The following is a 17,978-nucleotide window of genomic DNA, read 5'->3' as shown; positions in this document are numbered from 1 at the left end:
TTACTGTTTCTATCAAAAGGTCAGCACACCGTTGTTCTGGAAAGAAATGATGCGGACGGCGCTTATCTGCTGGAAGAAAAGGGCTATGAAAAACAATTTGAAGAGGTGAGTGCGATTAACAGCAATCAGGCGCTTAACCGCTTTGCTGATATTCGCCGGAGTAACCGCCATGACCATTACGACTTTTTCTCAGGCGCTATCGCTATGCCACTGATGGGCGTGCTAACCGCAATTGCTGTTTTTCTGTTACGGAAAAAATAGTCAGGACGTGGATAGCGCTGGGCGGTGATGGCATGACATCCCGTTTTGTTTTTTTGCCTGCTCTGGGTTAACCCCCGCTCGCTGTCCTGAACCCGTGCGTTTAAAAGCACGCCTTGCTTACCCCCTCCTGTTCCACCGGCACTGCTGTCTGATAACGGTCATGATCGCGCGGTATCCTGAAGATGGGGAGCCATAAAGAGCGTTGTGGCCTCACGTCATAACATCGCCTGTGGTCATGCCAGTCCAGACATTAAAACGCCACAGATAAGCGTTCACGATCATGGGCGGGAGCCTAAATCATGTCAGAAGTGCTGGAGCAGGAAGGGTGGAAAGAGAATGCCATCGGTGAAAAGTTTAACGCTAACGGTGAGGTACTGCCTTTCAGAGGAAACACGCTGATTTGTCATCTGGCCCAGGACAGTGAGATGGTTGGTGTAACTGGCGAAATGGTGGACGCGATGAAAGCCGCAGGATTGGGGCGTTGTTATGCGTTTCTGCCGCCGTCGAGCTATCACATGACGGTGTTTAATGGTGCCAACGATCGGGCACGGTATCATCCGGCCTGGCCACATGATCTGAATCTTGATGTTTCGATGGATGAGTGCGATCGGCTGTTTGCCGCAAAACTGGCAGATTTCAGGCTAACATCTTCTTTACCTTTGCAGATGCGCATTGGCGGAATGGCGCTAAAGCAAGGTGTTTCCCTGTCGCTGGCACCCCTGGACTGGGCGGAAAATAGCAAAATACGTTCACTCCGGAACGCGCTCAGCAGCACACTACACTGCAGACGAAGCAATCACGATGTCTACGAGTTTCATATCAGCGTGTCCTACCTCATCCACAAACCGGTCGATGAGGAACTCTGCCTGCTGCAGATGTTAAGAGCAATGTATCTGGAAAAACTGATGCGGGTTTCCCCGGTTATTAAGCTGGGCGCGCCTGAGTTTTGTACGTTCCGGGATATGTTGGGTTACAGGCCGTTGTTGAGGCTGGAATAATCAAAATTTCTTTTAGCTGCTAAGAGGCTAACATTGCGGCACAGCACTGATTAAATCGGCGTGAAAATTATATAAAATGATTTTTTTATAGATTATTTAAAAGGCTTAAGTTTAAAAAAATCCGCGAGTCGCCTCAATAAGACAGCTCGCGGAATATATTAATTTGAAACTTTATCTGCTTGTATTGTTGCACTACCTGTATTGTCAACGCAGTTATCGTCTGTCACAAACGCCATAAAGGTTGCGGTAGTAGGCACGTTGACGGTGATGGGCGCGCTACCAACGGTGGTGCCCCAGCGAGCATTACCTAAACCGCCTTGTAAATAGACGGAGCTTATTTGGCAGCCATCGCTTAATGAACCATTTGCACAACTCATGTTATTTGAGAGCAAGGACATAGTATAGGTACCCGGTTGCAACTGAAACTGTAATGCGGTACCTGATTGCACCCTGACGTTACTTAATGGCGGGTAGATACAGTGATCTTTTGCATTAATTGTAAATGAGGCAGCCTGGCTGCCAAAAGAAAATAGGGATAATAGTAATAAGGCATTAATTTTGGTTTTCATACAAAATATCCTTGTTTCAATGTCAGGTGAAGTTTTATGAAGCCAACACGGTTTTCAATTTTCTGATAATAATCTTCGTAAATAATGTGGATGATTTTTTCTGTTAAGCCTCTCTGGTTTAGTGAGGAGTAAGAGTGACTCTAACTGTTTCCGTTCGAGAGCGTGAATGAGCAATGCTTACGTACTTACCACCAGGCTTAACGGTCAATTGATCTGAGAGAATCGAGAGAAATGCGTGAGCATAAGGTAAAGAGAAGGGTAAAAGCTGAGGCTGCTAATAAGCCTTAAGCTCAACACAGGTAAGGTGGCCCGTCTCACTACATTTTATTCGCCATTAGGCGAATGCCGGGGCTGGCTATTCAGTATATAAGCTATGAATTCCGTCACGGTGATGACAGCCTCCAGGAGCATTGTTTTACTATTTGTTGTATCAGACCGATTCACACATCAGACCGGATAGCGTGCGGCTAAACATACGCGTTAAAGGGCAAGGCGCAGCTAAGTTGAATTCTCGTTAGCGGGCATATCTTTTCATAGCGATATGCCCGTATCCGAAAGCTTATGTAAAAGCAGTACAAGGCATGAAGCGGTCAACCAGAAATTGCACGGCAAAATGACTGTCTGTATCGCAAACACTGTGCTCAAAGTTCAACATACGCCAGCCTTTTCCGCGAGCGCGAGGGCGTTTCATCGATTGCACTGGCAATCGCAGCACCGATATCGGCACAGACCGTCAGCCCCTGCACAAAGGGCTGGTCATGCATCAAATAGGGCAATGCGGCAAAGGCGATGCGTCCCCGGGCGGAAGCGGGAGACAGCAAGGTATAATCATCACCCACGTCAGGAATCTCATCGCCGCAGCGCTGGATCTGCTGTTTCAGTGTGGCAAATGGCAGATCTTTAGTTTTGAGCGCCTTCTGTCCTCGCGCATCAATAAACACGTCAAACGTGAGCTGTTGCTCCCCGGTAACAATGCGCGTTTTCGTCTGCTGCCTTTGCAGTTCATACTCTTCGCCGAGTGCAAGGATGCTGATAATGCCGGCCTCGCGTAGTGCCAGCAACCGACGGATCGACTGTGAAGGAATCGCCGCGTAGTTATCGATAAACACTTTGGCGAGGCCGCCTGAAAAGCGTTTACTGTCGCTTTCGTTAAGAAAGGGAACGATTTCCTCAACCACTTCGTGCAACCGCAGAATGGTATAGCGCCACGGCACGGTTCGCCTGTCGCGTTTATTGCGTTCAACTTCATTCAGATTGGTGCTGGCCCAGTGGAAAGGGTCCTGCTTCTGTCGGTTGGCAAACCAGGCTTCCGGAAAACGGTCGACATCAAGCGTGTTCAACGCAATCGCTTCGCTCCACGCAGGTGCCGCCTCTTCAAGCTCTTTCACCATCAGCGCAAACACCCGATCGAGCAATCCCTCTGCGCCCGCAGCAATCGCGTCGTCGATGGCGCTCTCTGTTACCACGTTCAGCGGCTCATAGGGAATCGGGCAATAGAAGTCGGCCTCCGGCAGAATGCCCGAACGGGACATCAGGACGATCTTCAGCGCCTCATGGCCTTTATCCAGCGTAAAGGTGATCTCTTCATCATCGGCTTCCACAAACTCGCCATGCTGGATCGCCACGGCCATGGCGGCATCGATGCCGCTCAGCGAGGTGCCCATAATGCCGACATCACAGGCCGGTATTCTGGCCTCCATCAGACCAGACCAGGGGCTGGGGAAATAGGTGCGGGTAGACGCACTGTCGTCCGGCCAGACGTGACCTGTTGCGATCACCACCTGATCAAAGGTTACAGGTGAGTCTTCGCCCTGCGTCCAGAGTTTTACCCCTGCATCGGTCGCCTCAAGATCGGTGACCTGACAACGCTCATGGATTTTTACCTCAAAGCCTTGCTCTGTGGCGCGGGAAACCAGTGTCAGAAACTGGTCGCGGAAATACTCGCCAAGCAGGATACGCGGCAGAAACTGGCGAATATGCAGAGCGCCGGGATCGACATTATATCGCCTGAGATGGCTGTCACTCTGGGCGCGCAGCCAGTCGATATAGGTCATAAACACCGGGGGAATTTCGATACTGGCGATGTTTGCCAGCATCATCCGGGAGTTCTCTTCATCGCTGTAAGGCATGCCGACGCCGGCCTCGTCGCCTTGTTCATAAACGGAAATGGCAAGCGGCACGTTATGGCCCAGAAGTGAATAAAACGTGTAAATGCCGGTTGGCCCGGCACCGATTATCGCGATCTTTTTCATCGATGTTCGCACCTTGTTATTGTTATGGGGTTCGGCCGCAGGCTGTGTTTTGCGCATGCTGCAGGAAAGGCGACGCATTCATGCACGTTTTTCTCCTCGCCGGTATCATCAAGTTTACTCGACTATTCCAGAACTGCGCGGGCTAAGGATAGGCGTGAAAACTAAGCGCAGCGGCTGTCAGGCACCGAGCGTGGCAAGTTGGACGAAGAGAAAAGGTAAGCTGAAATTAAGGTGGGAAAGAAAAAACCGGCTCAGGGCCGGATTTTCTTAAGACTGCGGTTGGCCTACCGGCCCTTTGCCTAATGGCCCGCCGGGAACGGATTGTCCGCTTGGCGCGTGAGGACGACCATCATTACCTATGGCGCCGCTTTCCTGCTGGCAACCTGACATGACGAGCAGGCTGGAGATGATGAATAAACCGGCAAATACGCTTTTCATGGCTTTCCTCTTGAGCATTAAAGGGACATTAAAATGACCTCTTAAGCCTGGTTTGTATTTCCGCGAAGTCAATGCGGCGATGGCTGTCTGTGTTGAAGACGGCAAACGCAGGCCGCATCGCGAATCCCACATTACAGTGTTCGAGGATGTCGGCAGCAGAATCAGGGCTCAGGCAAAGGAAGGACGGGAAAATCAGCCTGATTTCGCGCGCCGCTTAGTTCAAGCGTTGAATCTGCTCAGCCTCACCCGAATAGGGGGTCAGATTGCCTTAGCACGACGATGATCCGGTATGAAAAATGGCACTGCGAGGAGGATACAGAAAATATGCGCCATCGCGTGCGGCAGAAGGGTTATGTAAGGATCAGTTAAGACGCGACCAGGCTGTCCGCCAGCACGTTAAGGTTAACCAGACGGCACCGCGTTGTCCGTTTTAAGCCAGGAGAAAAAATGCCTGATGACTCATCGGCTATTTGATGTGGCTGAACTGACTATGCTCAGTTAATAGGGTTCAGACCATTATTTTCAAGCCATTCAGGGCGAAGAATACCCATCGCCACGCGATCGGAGCGCTTATTATCACGATAAACGGCCTGCCTGATCACGCCTTCTTTAACAAACCCATTCCTTTCGTAAAGACTCAGCGCATGAGCATTACAGGAAATGACTTCCAGACTCAGACGATGCAAATTGAGTTCCATAAAGGCATAGCGCATGATTAATTTCAGGCCTTCATCACCAAAACCCTGTCCGCGATCTTTTGCCTGTCCAATCCCCATTGCCAGGCTTGCCTGCTGATTATTCCATTCAATACTGTGCAATGTGACAAATCCAATCAGGCGGTCATCGGCCTTTGTTCTGATATGAAAATAAAAATCGTTGTCAGCGGGAAGCATAATTTTGGCCAGTTTCTCTGCAGAAAGCGGAAAAGCAGGCTCTGTATCTACGTTGCGAAGATAGACATCGTCCTGATACCACAATGCCATGGTGTCGATATCTTCCGCTCTGGGTGCGCAAATTAGAATACGCGCTGCCGAAAAAAGCCTGTTTTCCATCGGGTAGTCGCCGCTTATTTCAGGATGTCAGCACTATATCACTGGGCGATCGTTTAAAAATAAACGTTTCGGCTTTAAGAAGGACATCAATCCTGCCTGTCGGCAGCCGGGAAATGCCGGGTATTACATAACCGGCGGGAGCCATAATGTCATGGACTAAGCAAACGCACGTTACTGCAAAAAGCGTGTAAAATTCAGCGGGAGTATTAAGGCTGTCATCAATGAGGGGATAACATGATGCCGCCTCACTTCACGCTTATCAGGAGAATGTATTGGAACTGTGTCATCATCTTGAAAGCATTTACGCGGCACGATCCCGCCAAACGCTGACCCAATGGCAGGGCGCGAATGCGTCTTCAGCGTGTACGGCAACGAAATCTTTTTACCCGGAACATTTATACGCACTGACCAGCGGCATCCGGCCTGCACTGAATCCGGCAATAATCGCATTACTCCATGAGCTGGGCGCACTGAATGCAGGAGATCCCAGGGCGGATATCATGCATCCAGATAATTTCCATGTGACCTTTCTTCCCGTCACGCCTGCACAGTTTCAGCGACGTGAAACGATGCCTTCTACGCTAAGCCTGGAAAAAGCTTTCAATCAAAGCGTTAAGCATCGCCACCTGCAGGTCGATATGCTGCGGCTGGTGGCGCTTCCTGACCAGTTATTGCTGGCGGGCGTACCCGATGAGCTCGCCGTGACAGAAAGGGCGCTGTTTTGGGAGACATTGATGTCGGGAGAATGGCGTGAACCGCTACAAGAAAGGCATGCGGGAAAAAGCAGCCCGCCGGCGTTCTGGCACACCACCTTGCTGCGTTATCAGGCCGCGACCTTACCAGCCAGCCTGCGCGCGTTTTTATTGCCAACCAGCATCAGTGTTACGGTTCGGTGCAGGGCACAATCTGACTGGCCGCAACGACCTATAACTGGTCAGATGTAAATTTTTTAACTAATTGAAATAAAATGCAAAAAACACAGGCCACGTCTTAGCGCGATCTCCGTCACACTTATATTCGCCTCAGTAGGATAGTCCATATCCTGGACGAATTTCCCCTCATCCTTCTTTGCCACCGCTTTATATCCTGTATGGACATTGCATGCTGTATAAGCGGAGCTTAATGATGTCTCATGTAAATACTTTGAATATTAATAGCCAACACCAGCAAAAAGTTCGGCGTATGAACCTGTTTATCTCCATATCGGCGGCGCTGGCCGGATTACTTTTTGGCCTGGATATCGGCGTTATCTCGGGCGCACTGCCCTTTATCACTCAGCACTTCCGTTTAAGCAGTCATGAGCAGGAATGGGTGGTGAGCAGCATGATGCTGGGGGCGGCTATTGGTGCCATCTGCAACGGTTGGGTGTCACACAGCCTGGGCAGAAAATACAGTCTGATGGCCGGGGCCGTGCTGTTTATTCTGGGATCGCTGGGCTCTGCCTTTGCCACCAGTGTGGAAGCGCTGCTGGGCTTTCGGGTATTACTGGGGGTTGCGGTGGGTGTGGCGTCTTATACCGCACCGTTATATCTGTCCGAGATGGCCACGGAGAACGTGCGGGGAAAAATGATCAGCCTTTATCAGCTAATGATTACCTTTGGCATTGTGCTGGCTTTCCTGTCCGATACCGCGTTCAGCTACAGTGGCAACTGGCGCGCCATGCTGGGCGTGCTGGCCTTACCGGCAGTTATCCTGTTCATTATGGTTATCTTCCTGCCTAACAGTCCGCGCTGGCTGGCGGCAAAAGGCCTGCATGTGGAGGCAGAGGAAGTGCTACGGATGCTGCGGGATACCTCAGAAAAGGCCCGCCAGGAGCTGAATGACATACGTGAAAGCCTGCGCATGAAGCAGGGCGGCTTTGCATTATTCAAACGTAATCCCAACGTCAGACGGGCGGTATTCCTGGGGATGTTGTTACAGGGCATGCAGCAGTTTACCGGCATGAACATCATCATGTATTACGCGCCGCAGATTTTTAAAATGGCGGGCTTTAAAAGTACCCAGGAGCAAATGATTGCCACGGTCGTGGTCGGCCTGACGTTTATGTTTGCCACTTTTATTGCCGTGTTTACGGTGGACAGAGCAGGCAGAAAACCCATCCTGAAAATCGGCTTTTCCGTCATGGCGTTTGCCACCCTGGTACTGGGTTATTGCCTGATGAAAGCGGGGCAGGGTGAGATCAGCAGCGGGTTATCCTGGGTTTCCGTTGGTATGACCATGCTGTGTATTGGCGGATATGCCATGAGCGCAGCGCCTGTCGTCTGGATTCTGTGTTCTGAAATTCAGCCGCTCAAATGCCGTGACTTTGGTATCACCTGCTCGACCACCACGAACTGGGTAGCGAATATGATTATCGGCGCGACCTTTCTGTCGCTGTTGGGCAGTATCGGCGCGGCGGGCACCTTCTGGCTGTATACCGGGTTTAACCTGCTGTTTATTGTTATCACGGTTTACCTGGTGCCGGAAACCAAGAATGTGACCCTGGAGCGGATTGAGAAGAATTTGATGGCGGGTGAGAAGCTGCGGGATTTGGGAAAATAACGCAACAGTCCAGATTAGATCCAGAAATGGCATCGTGTTTATACGATGCCTTTTTAGCAGTAATATATAAATAGTGTGCGTTCAGATATGCAATGCTATTAAGGACTGAAACTTCATAATGCTTAGCTGACTTATCTACAGTTTTTCAGAAGCAATAATGTCCCTCTAAGCTTTATAACACCCGGATAAATAATAAACTTGTATAGCAGTTATAAAAAATCCGTGTTCATGAACGAAAATGTATTTGATGTCATCATCGTCCGGTGTGTGTTGGAGTTGTTAATTATATGTGTGCGATATGCTATAAGTACGGCTGCTAAAGCAGTATGTCGTTTTATTCTATTTGACGATGCATCATTCCTCATTATGTTGTTTCCTCGCCCTGCCTTTGGATTCTTGTTCTTTTTTCATGCTGATTCTTGGCTTAAAGATATCGTTTTTGCCATTCTTTCTGTTTTATCTTCTAAGCCTTCAATATTTTGCAGATAATTCTTCTCGCCAATTATGGAGTTGGATTGAATCGAACCTTACAAATCAGTAAGCACTTTTCGCCTCCAGGATGAATTTCTTTAAGAAAGTTCCACCGTTTTTGGCTTTGAATTTTGGCAAATTGTTAAATATATGGGATTGAATGTAATGAAAATGAATAAGCTCGCGTCTGTTATGGCTCTGACTTTAAGCATGGTTGCTGTTTCAAATGTTTATGCAGCAGATGACGTCGCTAACCAGGGCCAGGGTCGTATTACCTTTACCGGCTCAATCATTGACGCAGCATGCTCTATCAGCCCTGAAACCTCCGATCAGGAAGTCTCTCTAGGCCAGATCGCCGCTTCTCAGCTGGCAGATAGTGGCGTTTCAAAACCTGTAAATTTCGAGATTGATCTGCAGCACTGCACCATGAGCAGCACCACTTCAAAAGATAAAGACGGCAACGACGTTAATACCACTACTGCACCGTCAGTGAAAGTCACCTTTGGTGGTTCCCCTGCAGTTGCAGGTGACAACACGTGGTTCGGCATCACCGGCACCGCTTCTGGTGCGGGCGTTGTCATCACTGATGGTTCAAGCAACATCATCCCAGTTGGCGGCACTTCATCTTCACGTGAACTGATTGAGGGTGAAAACACCTTAGGTTTCTCAGCATACCTCCAGGGGCTGGGCGATAAAGTTACCACAGGTGAATTCACCTCTATTGCAGACTTCACGTTGGCCTACGAATAAGTAATAGCCAGAGCTGATAAAACACCCCTGGGCATTGATCAGGGGTGTTCCGATGGAGGCTGTTATGTACCTGCGCATATTTTTTCTTTTGACTTTTTCAATGATGTGGGCTTCTGCTCAGGCCGCAAAATGGGACGATCACGGTCATGGGCACGTACATGTAAACGGCCAAATCCAGGAATCAGCCTGCAGTATTCATACTGATGATGTCTGGCAGGAGGTTACTTTTCCGGCATTTTCTTCAACTTCATTAGAAAACAGTGGACTGACATCGCAATTACCTTTTTCGCTACGGTTAGTAAACTGTGACTTGAAACGCGACAGAGGTGGAGAATGGAAAAGCGTCTCCGTGACATTCGATGGTGACAGAGTTGAAAGTCATCCCGAACTATTCGCGGTAACAGGTAACGTACAGGGATTCGCACTTACGGTGTCTGATGAGAGCGGCCATATTGCCCATCCTGGCGAAATGATGGATGAGATGCCACTCAATAAAGAGGGCACGGAACTGCGTTATCGTTTGGCCGTGGTTCCAACAGGCGATGATTTTGAAGAGGGGATATGGTCGGGAACCGTACGCTTTATGGTTACCTATCAGTAAAAATTTATTTTTAATTTCATTTCAGGCTTTAACTAATCGATGTAAGTTAAGAAGATTATATAAATGGGTAAATCACTGTTATTACCACGTAATAAGCTGGGGGTGTGTATTCTTCTGGCTTTATCAGGTTGCATTTTTCCAGCCTATTCCGTTGAGTTTAATATGGATATTCTGGATGCCGAAGATCGTAATAATATTGACTTATCCCATTTTTCCGAAGCCGGTTATATTATGCCGGGAAAATATTTGCTTACGCTGAAAATAAATGGCAGCACTGTTGGCGATCAGGACATTTCTTTTAGAGAGGCCGCTTTTCATGGGGATGAAAAAACACGTATCCGAGCCTGTCTGAATCGTGAACAAGTGGCGATGCTGGGATTACGTCCCGACGCTTTTGCCAAAATCATTTTTAATGACGAAGGAACCTGCGCAAATTTTGATGGCCTTGACGGGGTAGTATTAAAAGGCGACCTGTCGCAATCGACGCTGGACGTTTCGGTTCCTCAGGCATGGCTTGAATACCAGGATGCGACCTGGCTACCGCCTTCGCGCTGGGAGAATGGTATCCCGGGCGTGATGCTGGATTACAGCCTGAACGGTTCGGTCACAAAAACAGCGCAAGGAGCCCGCTCGCAGACTGCCAGCGGCAGCGGTACGGCGGGTCTGAACCTGGGGGCATGGCGTTTACGTGGTGACTGGCAGGGTAACTACAGTGAAAGTGGCGCGCGCAGCGGCTCAGCTACTAAAAGTTTCAGTTGGGGACGGTTTTACGTCTACCGGGCACTGCCTTCTATCATGGCAAAACTGACGCTGGGTGAAGATTACCTGTCCTCCGACCTGTTCGATTCCTGGCGCTATACCGGGGCTTCACTGGTCAGTGACGAAAGCCAGCTTCCGCCTAAATTACGCGGTTATGCGCCGGAAGTCAGTGGTATTGCGCGTACCAATGCCAAAGTCACTATTAGTCAACAGGGTCGGATTATTTATGAAACTACAGTGGCGGCGGGGCCGTTCCGCATTCAGGAGTTAAACAGTGCAGTCAGTGGCGAGCTGGATGTGCAAGTCACTGAGCAGGATGGTAGCGTTCAGCATTTTCAGGTAACCACAGCAACCATTCCTTATCTGACCCGGCCTGGGCAGATTCGTTACAAGTTTGCCACCGGTCGATCGTCAAATTACAGCCACAATGTGGAAGGCCCCCTGTTTGGCACGGCAGAGGCATCGTGGGGGATCAGCAACAGCTGGTCGTTGTACGGTGGTGGCATATTCTCACCAGATTATAAAAGTGTGGCAGTGGGTGTGGGCCGTGATTTATTTCAGTTCGGCGCGCTCTCGGCAGATATTACTCAGTCGATGGCGAATTTACCTAACGAAGGTGATTTGCAGGGGCGTTCGTACCGGATCAGTTACTCTAAGCGTTTTGACTCAATTAACAGTGATATTACGTTCGCGGGTTATCGTTTCGCCGAACGTAATTATATGACCATGCCGGAATACCTTGATGCTCGTTATCACGGCAGCACCCGAGGAAACAGTAAAGAGCTCTATACCGTTACCGCCAGTAAAAGTTTTACCGATCTTCGTTTATCGGCCTATTTAAGCTGGTCGCATCAGACTTACTGGAATAAACCTGAAACGGATCGCTACAGCCTGTCATTGAGCCGTTATTTCGACGTAGGTGACTGGCACAATATTTCTGCATCACTCTCTGCGTCGCGCAGCGACTACAACGGTAAAAAAGATGATGCGCTGTGGCTTAGCCTGAGCATGCCTTTAGGCTCTGGAACAGCAAGTTATAATGGTAACTATGGCGGTAAAGCGTTCAGCCAGACGGCGGGATGGTATCAGTCGCTGGAAAACGGAGACAGCTACCGTTTGACGGCGGGGACGCGCAGCAACAGAGATGGCAGCAACACCACCACTCAGGCCAGCGGCATGTATAACCACAACGGCGATCATGCTGATGTGACGGCGAATATGAGCTGGCAGGAAAAAAGCTATACCTCCGCCAGCCTTTCAATCAGTGGCGGCATGACGGCAACGCTCGAAGGCGCGGCGCTTCATGGCGCCAGCAACCGCGGCGGTACGCGTATGTTGATCAGCACTGATGGCGTAGCTGATGTGCCAATAGGGCACGATGGCAATACCAATATGTTTGGTATTGCGGTGATGCCTTCCGTGCCGAGCTATTATCGCTCTTCGGTCAGCGTGGATGTGAATCGACTGCCGGATGATGTTGAAATGGGAGACTCACCGGTTGTAGAAGCTGCATTGACCGAAGGAGCAATTGGATTTCGCCATATTGACGTGCTGAAAGGCGCCAAAGTGGTGGCCATTTTGAGTATGGCGAACGGCGATCATCCGCCCTTTGGCGTCTCAATATTAAATGCGAAAAAACGTGAAGTAGGCATGGTGAGCGATGGTGGACTAGCCTGGATTACGGGTGTTAATCCGGACGAAAAACTCACTCTGCAATGGAACGGGAGTATGCAGTGTACAGCGACATTACCACACGTAATTCCCACTAGTCAGTTATTACTGCCGTGTGAGTAATTTATATTTTCGACAATGAACTTTGCTAACGAGTATTATTTGGATATGAAATTCATGAACATTAATAAGCGATTTATATCAACGCTGCTGGTCACAGGGGCGATATGTTTTAGTTTTTGTCACCAGGCTATTTCTGCCGTTTCACTGGACCGGACACGGGCGGTATTCAACGGTACTGAAAAAAATCTGATAGTCAATATTACTAATGACAGTACGAAGAAACCTTATCTCGCGCAGGCATGGCTTGAAGATGCGCATGGAAAAAAACTCACAGATTATTTGATGGTTACGCCGCCGATGCAAAGGCTGGAGCCTTCACAAAAAAGTGTTATTCGTATCACGTCGTTGCCTACGGTAAACAGTCTGCCAAAAGACCGTGAAAGCTTATTTTATTTTAGCGTAAGAGAAGTGCCGCCAAAAAGCGACCATCCGAATGTGTTACAGCTGGCGCTGCAAACTAAAATTAAACTTTTTTACCGCCCGGCAGCCATCGTGGCTGAACGTTTTAGTCAGCACGATGACCAGCTTGTACTGCACAAAATGAGCAGCGGATATAAAATCGTTAATCCATCACCTTATTACATGACGGTGCTTGGTATTACCGGTAAACCGGGTCAGGCGGTGGCAAAAGATTTTAAACCCGTCATGATTGCACCCAAATCCAGTGAAACGGTGCGCTCGGCCATTTTCTCTGAGCCGCATGTGATTACGATTAATGATTTTGGCGGCAAGCCTGTGGTGCCTTATAGCTGTCACGGGGATATCTGTCAGGCCAAAGCAAAACAGGCTTAAACTCAGGATGGATGTATGAACGTCTTTAGTCATATCGTGCTGTTATTTTCCACGATTATGTCTGTCAACGCCATTGCTTCAGGTACTACCGGTAAAGAGAGCGATAACTGGGATGTAGATGGTTTAAATGGCGCTATCGTGGCAAATGGCATGCTGGTAAGTTCACCGTGCGTTTTGTCTGATGACTCACTTGAGCAGGAGCTGGATTTAGGCGCGATATCGCAAAAAGAATTAGAAAAAACGGATGATGTTACCGTTCCGATAGCGATACATATCGTCATGGATGACTGCCCGGGAGGTGTACATCAGTTGAATGATAAACAGGATATGCGCCGTAATCTATGGCTCGCGGATCAAAGCGTCGCCAGTATGACAATCATGGGGGACGAAGAACCCTCTGATCCACGCTTTTTTCGTCTCAAAGGCACCACATCAGGTTATTCGTTGCGCATTGAAGACGCCAATGGTGAACAACTTATGCCCTCGGTATCGGAGCATCCGATTGCTTTGGGGCAGGGACGTAACGATTTGATCTTAAAGGCACAACTGCGTCGCAATGACCAACCCGTTTCCGCCGGTGAATGGACTGCTGTTATCCGGGTTGGTATGGAGTATGACTGATGAAACATGCAATTCCATATTCAACGCGCGCGCAGGTAATCATTTCAGTTGTAATAGGCTTATTGATGTTGCCTTTTTTGTGCTTATCCGTGAGAGCCGATACCGATGTTGAATTCAGCGGTACATTAATTGCTGAACCTTGTCAGATTGACTCAGATTCAGAAGATATGACGATAGAGTTTGGTGCGATCGCGGCAAAAACCTTTATTGGCCATGTGGAATCAGCACCAAAGCGATTTTCTGTTTGGCTTCGCGAATGCGATCTGGAGTTAGGTTCGCAGGTTATGGTGACGTTCAACGGCAATAAAAATAGTGAAAATGCTGATTATTTCGCCGTTAATGGTCTGTCTAATGACATTGCACTTAAAATTGTGGATGGTGAAGGAGACATTGTTAAACCGGGCAAGCAGCAAGAAAAACAAGAATTGAATAAGGGTGATACAGAGCTTCAGTGGCAGGCCAGTATTATACACACATCAGATGATGACGTTATCCCTGGTGATTTTTATTCAACGGTTAATTTTTTACTTGAATACCCCTAGCATTCACTAAACTTAAAGTATGCTCTAATGTTAAGAAAGATAAACGGCATTCGATTGCAACCCATCGTACAGCTGAAAGATAATACGGTGACAGGATACGAGGTGCTGTCAAAAATAACATCCGATGACAATGTTGAACGTTTCTTTAACGTATTGCCAGAGAAGGACTATGTCAACTTGTTAATGAGGCAGCTGGAAATTATTCATGGAGTCGGGATAAATGAAACGCTCTTTGTTAATTTGCCATTAAGGATTTTCTTAAACAAGTGTGAGTTGGATTTTTTCGTGCAGAGAGAGGTGACGTTCGAGAAAAAGATAAATATTGAAGTTCAGGATGCCTTTTTACTGGGAAAAGTGGATTCCCTTCAAAAGTGTAGTGTAATAAAAGCCATGGACAGGTGTAAAAGCCACGGCTATGACATTTGGTTGGATGATTACACAGCCGGAATGGGCAGGTGGCTCAATAACCCAGTAATGACGTTCGACGGTATTAAAACAGACTACCGGGAAATACGCAGGTTGAAAAGAAAGGCTTTATCAATGAAGCCATTGGTTGATGAAGCGAAACAGTTTACGAAGCGCATCCTGGTAGAGGGAATTGAGACAGAGAGCGATTTGCGCTATGCACGTGCCAGTGGCGCGACCCTGGGGCAGGGATATCTGTGGCCCGAGCGGGTAATTCTGACGACAGTTGTTTAGCTAATGGCTCAGCACGCCTAAAAAATCAGGTGATCCATGATGCCATAACATAAAAACATTGATAGTCAGGTGGTTAACATCTGGTTTTTTCGACAAGATATTTTTGTACGGAAGCCACCGAAACGACATGATCATCTGATAACGCTTTTTAATCTGTTTTAAATGAGCGGATTTCACTACGCAGATGCTAATTAAAAGATTTGTTGTCGTAGAGCTGCTCTTTAGCCTGTGTATAAAAATATTGCCTGCTTTGTCTGTAAAATAACGCTTGTCTTAACTTTGTGACAAATTCTCTAAATTGACAGGCGGAGCTTCAAGCGTAGGAGAGAATACGTTTTAGCAGGGAGTTTAAAGTTAAAAATCTGGATTATCAGTTAGGGGCAAGTATGAAAAATGCATTGTTAATCACTATAGTACTCTCTGCTATGTCAGGCTGTTTACATACTGCTCAGGCAGCCTTGACGGTAGATCGTTCACGCTTGATTTTTAATGAAGATGAAAAATCAATTAGCGTCAACGTGACCAACAGAAATACAAAAGATCCCTACTTGGCGCAGGGATGGATTGAAGACAGTAATGAGAAAAAAATTACAGGTTTGATGATGGTGCTTCCGCCGGTTCAGAGGGTCGAAGCCGGCGCGAAAACGCTGGTCAGAATTCAAGGGTTACCGGATATCAAGACGCTGCCAAAAGATCGGGAAAGCGTATTCTATTTTAATTTGCGTGAAATTCCGCCAAAATCAGATAAGGCGAATACCCTAGTGCTGGCTATGCAGACTCGCCTGAAGATTTTTTATCGTCCAGCATCTCTCAAAGTGGCCCCAGCTCTTGATGCTGTACCTGGTGTGAAAGATCTGACGCTCACGAAGAAAATGGATAATTATATTATTAATAATCCATCACCCTACTATTTCTCTTTTGTTGAAGGTAGGATCTCTACAAAGTCAGAGGGGATTGAAAGTTTTGAACCTGTAATGGTTGAACCTAAAAGTAGTATGAAGCTGCCTGTTTCTGCTTCAAAGTTAGGTACTTCGCCAGTATTAATGTTTGTAAACGATTATGGTAGCCAGCGCCTTATCCCTTTTTCATGTGTGGGTAATGAGTGTAAGGCCGGAGATGTTGTTGTTCCAAATACTGTCAGAATAAATAAAAATAATAAATCTCAAAAAAATCAGGAGGTTCAATTAAATGAAAATCCTGTATATTAGAGTTGTTTTATTAAGTTTGGTTTTGATTTTTTCCAATGCCCAGGCAACTCAAGAGGGAGATACAACTATCGTAAACGTATCAGGTACTATTATTGAAAATAGTGGTAGTGATTGTACCATTAATAATGGTGCTCAGCAGTTGGTTTATTTCGGTGATGATGTATATATTGCTAAGATTGATGGTGTTAACTATAAAAAAACGATATTACCGGTAAGTTTTAAATGTGATGAGGGAAGTAATGGTTTAGTTGAAATTTCATTTGTAGGAGCGGGTACTGGAGAAGGTTGTGATACGGTCCTTTGTACTTCTATACCTGGACTTGGATTACAAATCTATGAAAATGAATCAAAAATCACACTTGGTAAAAAAATATATGCAGAAGTAAAAAATGGTAGCGTAATTATTCCGAGCTCTTTTTATGCAGCGCCAGTGAAAATAAATAGCACCCAGCTTAAAGCAGGTGAGTTTACCTCAGTAATGTCTATAATTATAGATGTCGTTTAGGTGTTTCTTAAATAAAATAATGAGTGTAAGTTTATGTTAAGAAGAAATATTATTTTAATTAGGAAGTTTTCATTAGCCTATCAAAGTTTTTTTTTGATTCTTTGCATGATGCATCCAGCAGGCGCAACGGAGCAACTCCTTGCTTTTTCTGGAACCCTGCTTGAAAGTGCAGCGGAATGCACAATAAGTGGAGAGGGTAGCGTTTTGGTAGAGTTTGGTGAGGATGTTTATATTAATAAAATAAATGGTGTTGACTATAAAAAAACAAAAATACCATTTAAGGTTGATTGCTCTGATGTATCTTCCGTTAAAATGTTAGTACATATTGATGCCGCCGGAAATGGTATGGGATGCGGTAAGCTTCTTTGTACCGATCACAAAGGACTGGGTTTGAAGCTTTATCAAGATAATAAAGCATTAGATGTTGGAGAAAAAGTGACTTTTGTTGTTTCTGAAAACCATGTTGCACTTTTATTACCTAATTTTTATGTCGTGCCGACAAGATTAAATGATGATGATGTATTAGAGGCAGGGGAGTTTACTAGCATAGCGACCGTGGTTTTAGAAGCGCCTTAAAAGTAAAACCATTTAAATGGAGTTGTTATGAAATTAAATATTTTTTTGAAAAGTATTCTGGGAAGAGTGATAAGGGTTTTATTTTTTACTCTTTTTGTAACAGCCCATTCAACACATGCTGAATTCGTAGTTGCGCTTCATGGTGTACTCCTTGAAGCCCCACCCTGTATTGTTAATGAAGGGAAAACCATTATCGTTGACTTTGGCGATGAAGTCATTACCAGTCGCGTTAATGGGCAATTATATCGGCAAAAAATTGATTTTACGCTTAATTGTGATTCAAATATAAAAACGAAACAAAAGCTTAGAATTAGCGGTAATACCGCGTCTGATGGATTTGATGAAACGGTTATTTTAACTGAAAAAAAAGGACTGGGCATTGCCCTTTACGCCGGAAACCGGCGCTACACGCCTGGTGAATGGCTGGATTTTGATACTTCATCTATTCCACAACTTTACGCTGTACCAGAAAAACAGAACGGTATTACCCTGACCGGCGGGGCATTTAGCGCACTGGCTTCTCTGATCGTGGAATATCAGTAGATTTGA

General features: G+C 46.9%; 19 protein-coding genes. 14 read left to right on the top strand and 5 right to left on the bottom strand.

Annotation, left to right across the window (positions count from 1 at the left end):
• Positions 1-12: 12 nt before the first annotated feature.
• Complete coding sequence (locus CMR03_RS25900) at positions 13-177, bottom strand: hypothetical protein (protein ID WP_158087013.1); 165 nt, start codon at positions 175-177, stop codon at positions 13-15.
• Between the two features lie 383 nt (positions 178-560).
• On the opposite strand from CMR03_RS25900, the gene CMR03_RS15450 reads away from it, so the two are divergent.
• A complete protein-coding gene (locus CMR03_RS15450) occupies positions 561-1,259 on the top strand; it encodes a DUF1868 domain-containing protein (protein ID WP_096011954.1) in 699 nt (232 codons plus the stop codon).
• 158 nt (positions 1,260-1,417) lie between these two features.
• On the opposite strand, the gene CMR03_RS15445 is transcribed toward CMR03_RS15450, so the two are convergent.
• The 4 genes from CMR03_RS15445 to CMR03_RS15435 all read right to left on the bottom strand — a co-directional run bounded on the left by CMR03_RS15445 (position 1,418) and on the right by CMR03_RS15435 (position 5,570).
• Positions 1,418-1,828: a hypothetical protein gene (locus CMR03_RS15445; protein ID WP_063878714.1), complete on the bottom strand. Its 411-nt coding sequence runs from the start codon at positions 1,826-1,828 to the stop codon at positions 1,418-1,420.
• A 641-nt stretch (positions 1,829-2,469) separates the two neighbouring features.
• Positions 2,470-4,080, bottom strand: coding sequence for an FAD-NAD(P)-binding protein (locus tag CMR03_RS15440; RefSeq protein WP_096012058.1), 1,611 nt, complete (start codon positions 4,078-4,080; stop codon positions 2,470-2,472).
• Between the two features lie 267 nt (positions 4,081-4,347).
• Complete coding sequence (locus CMR03_RS25260; RefSeq protein ID WP_164484306.1) at positions 4,348-4,518, bottom strand: hypothetical protein; 171 nt, start codon at positions 4,516-4,518, stop codon at positions 4,348-4,350.
• A gap of 494 nt (positions 4,519-5,012) precedes the next feature.
• Entirely contained in the window at positions 5,013-5,570 is a 558-nt protein-coding gene (locus CMR03_RS15435; protein WP_096011953.1) for a GNAT family N-acetyltransferase, read from the bottom strand.
• A 272-nt stretch (positions 5,571-5,842) separates the two neighbouring features.
• Here CMR03_RS15435 and CMR03_RS15430 point away from each other — a divergent pair, with 272 nt between their 5' ends.
• From CMR03_RS15430 to CMR03_RS15370, 13 genes are all read left to right on the top strand, one after another.
• Complete coding sequence (locus tag CMR03_RS15430) at positions 5,843-6,514, top strand: hypothetical protein (protein WP_096011952.1); 672 nt, start codon at positions 5,843-5,845, stop codon at positions 6,512-6,514.
• A 178-nt stretch (positions 6,515-6,692) separates the two neighbouring features.
• Positions 6,693-8,111, top strand: a complete 1,419-nt coding sequence (locus CMR03_RS15425) for a sugar porter family MFS transporter (protein ID WP_162287602.1) — start codon at positions 6,693-6,695, stop codon at positions 8,109-8,111.
• Positions 8,112-8,747: 636 nt separating this feature from the next.
• On the top strand, positions 8,748-9,332 hold the full coding sequence (locus tag CMR03_RS15420; RefSeq protein ID WP_096011950.1) for a fimbrial protein: 585 nt from the start codon (positions 8,748-8,750) through the stop codon (positions 9,330-9,332).
• Positions 9,333-9,396: 64 nt separating this feature from the next.
• The gene (locus tag CMR03_RS15415; RefSeq protein WP_167385754.1) at positions 9,397-9,933 is read left to right on the top strand and encodes a fimbrial protein; all 537 of its coding nucleotides are present in this window, start codon (positions 9,397-9,399) and stop codon (positions 9,931-9,933) included.
• Positions 9,934-9,996: 63 nt separating this feature from the next.
• Positions 9,997-12,486 (top strand): fimbria/pilus outer membrane usher protein, encoded by a 2,490-nt coding sequence (locus CMR03_RS15410; protein ID WP_096011948.1) that lies wholly within the window; start codon positions 9,997-9,999, stop codon positions 12,484-12,486.
• A 54-nt stretch (positions 12,487-12,540) separates the two neighbouring features.
• Positions 12,541-13,278 (top strand): fimbrial biogenesis chaperone, encoded by a 738-nt coding sequence (locus tag CMR03_RS15405; RefSeq protein WP_096012057.1) that lies wholly within the window; start codon positions 12,541-12,543, stop codon positions 13,276-13,278.
• 15 nt (positions 13,279-13,293) lie between these two features.
• A complete protein-coding gene (locus tag CMR03_RS15400; RefSeq protein ID WP_096011947.1) occupies positions 13,294-13,899 on the top strand; it encodes a fimbrial protein in 606 nt (201 codons plus the stop codon).
• Positions 13,899-14,441 (top strand): fimbrial protein, encoded by a 543-nt coding sequence (locus CMR03_RS15395; RefSeq protein ID WP_096011946.1) that lies wholly within the window; start codon positions 13,899-13,901, stop codon positions 14,439-14,441. Before CMR03_RS15400 ends, CMR03_RS15395 begins: the two co-directional genes overlap by 1 nt.
• Before the next feature lie 27 nt (positions 14,442-14,468).
• The gene (locus CMR03_RS15390) at positions 14,469-15,140 is read left to right on the top strand and encodes an EAL domain-containing protein (RefSeq protein WP_096011945.1); all 672 of its coding nucleotides are present in this window, start codon (positions 14,469-14,471) and stop codon (positions 15,138-15,140) included.
• A gap of 386 nt (positions 15,141-15,526) precedes the next feature.
• Positions 15,527-16,348, top strand: coding sequence for a fimbria/pilus periplasmic chaperone (locus CMR03_RS15385; protein WP_096011944.1), 822 nt, complete (start codon positions 15,527-15,529; stop codon positions 16,346-16,348).
• Positions 16,329-16,853 (top strand): fimbrial protein, encoded by a 525-nt coding sequence (locus CMR03_RS15380; RefSeq protein ID WP_096011943.1) that lies wholly within the window; start codon positions 16,329-16,331, stop codon positions 16,851-16,853. The genes CMR03_RS15385 and CMR03_RS15380 overlap by 20 nt, the downstream gene beginning before the upstream one ends.
• A gap of 33 nt (positions 16,854-16,886) precedes the next feature.
• Positions 16,887-17,429 (top strand): fimbrial protein, encoded by a 543-nt coding sequence (locus CMR03_RS15375; RefSeq protein ID WP_096011942.1) that lies wholly within the window; start codon positions 16,887-16,889, stop codon positions 17,427-17,429.
• Positions 17,430-17,456: 27 nt separating this feature from the next.
• A complete protein-coding gene (locus CMR03_RS15370) occupies positions 17,457-17,972 on the top strand; it encodes a fimbrial protein (protein ID WP_096011941.1) in 516 nt (171 codons plus the stop codon).
• The last annotated feature ends 6 nt before the right edge of the window (positions 17,973-17,978 follow it).

Origin of the sequence: Pantoea allii, assembly GCF_002307475.1 — a bacterium.
Lineage (GTDB): Bacteria > Pseudomonadota > Gammaproteobacteria > Enterobacterales > Enterobacteriaceae > Pantoea > Pantoea allii.
Note: the sequence above shows the minus strand (reverse complement) of the source record. Positions and strands in the feature narration are given on the sequence as shown.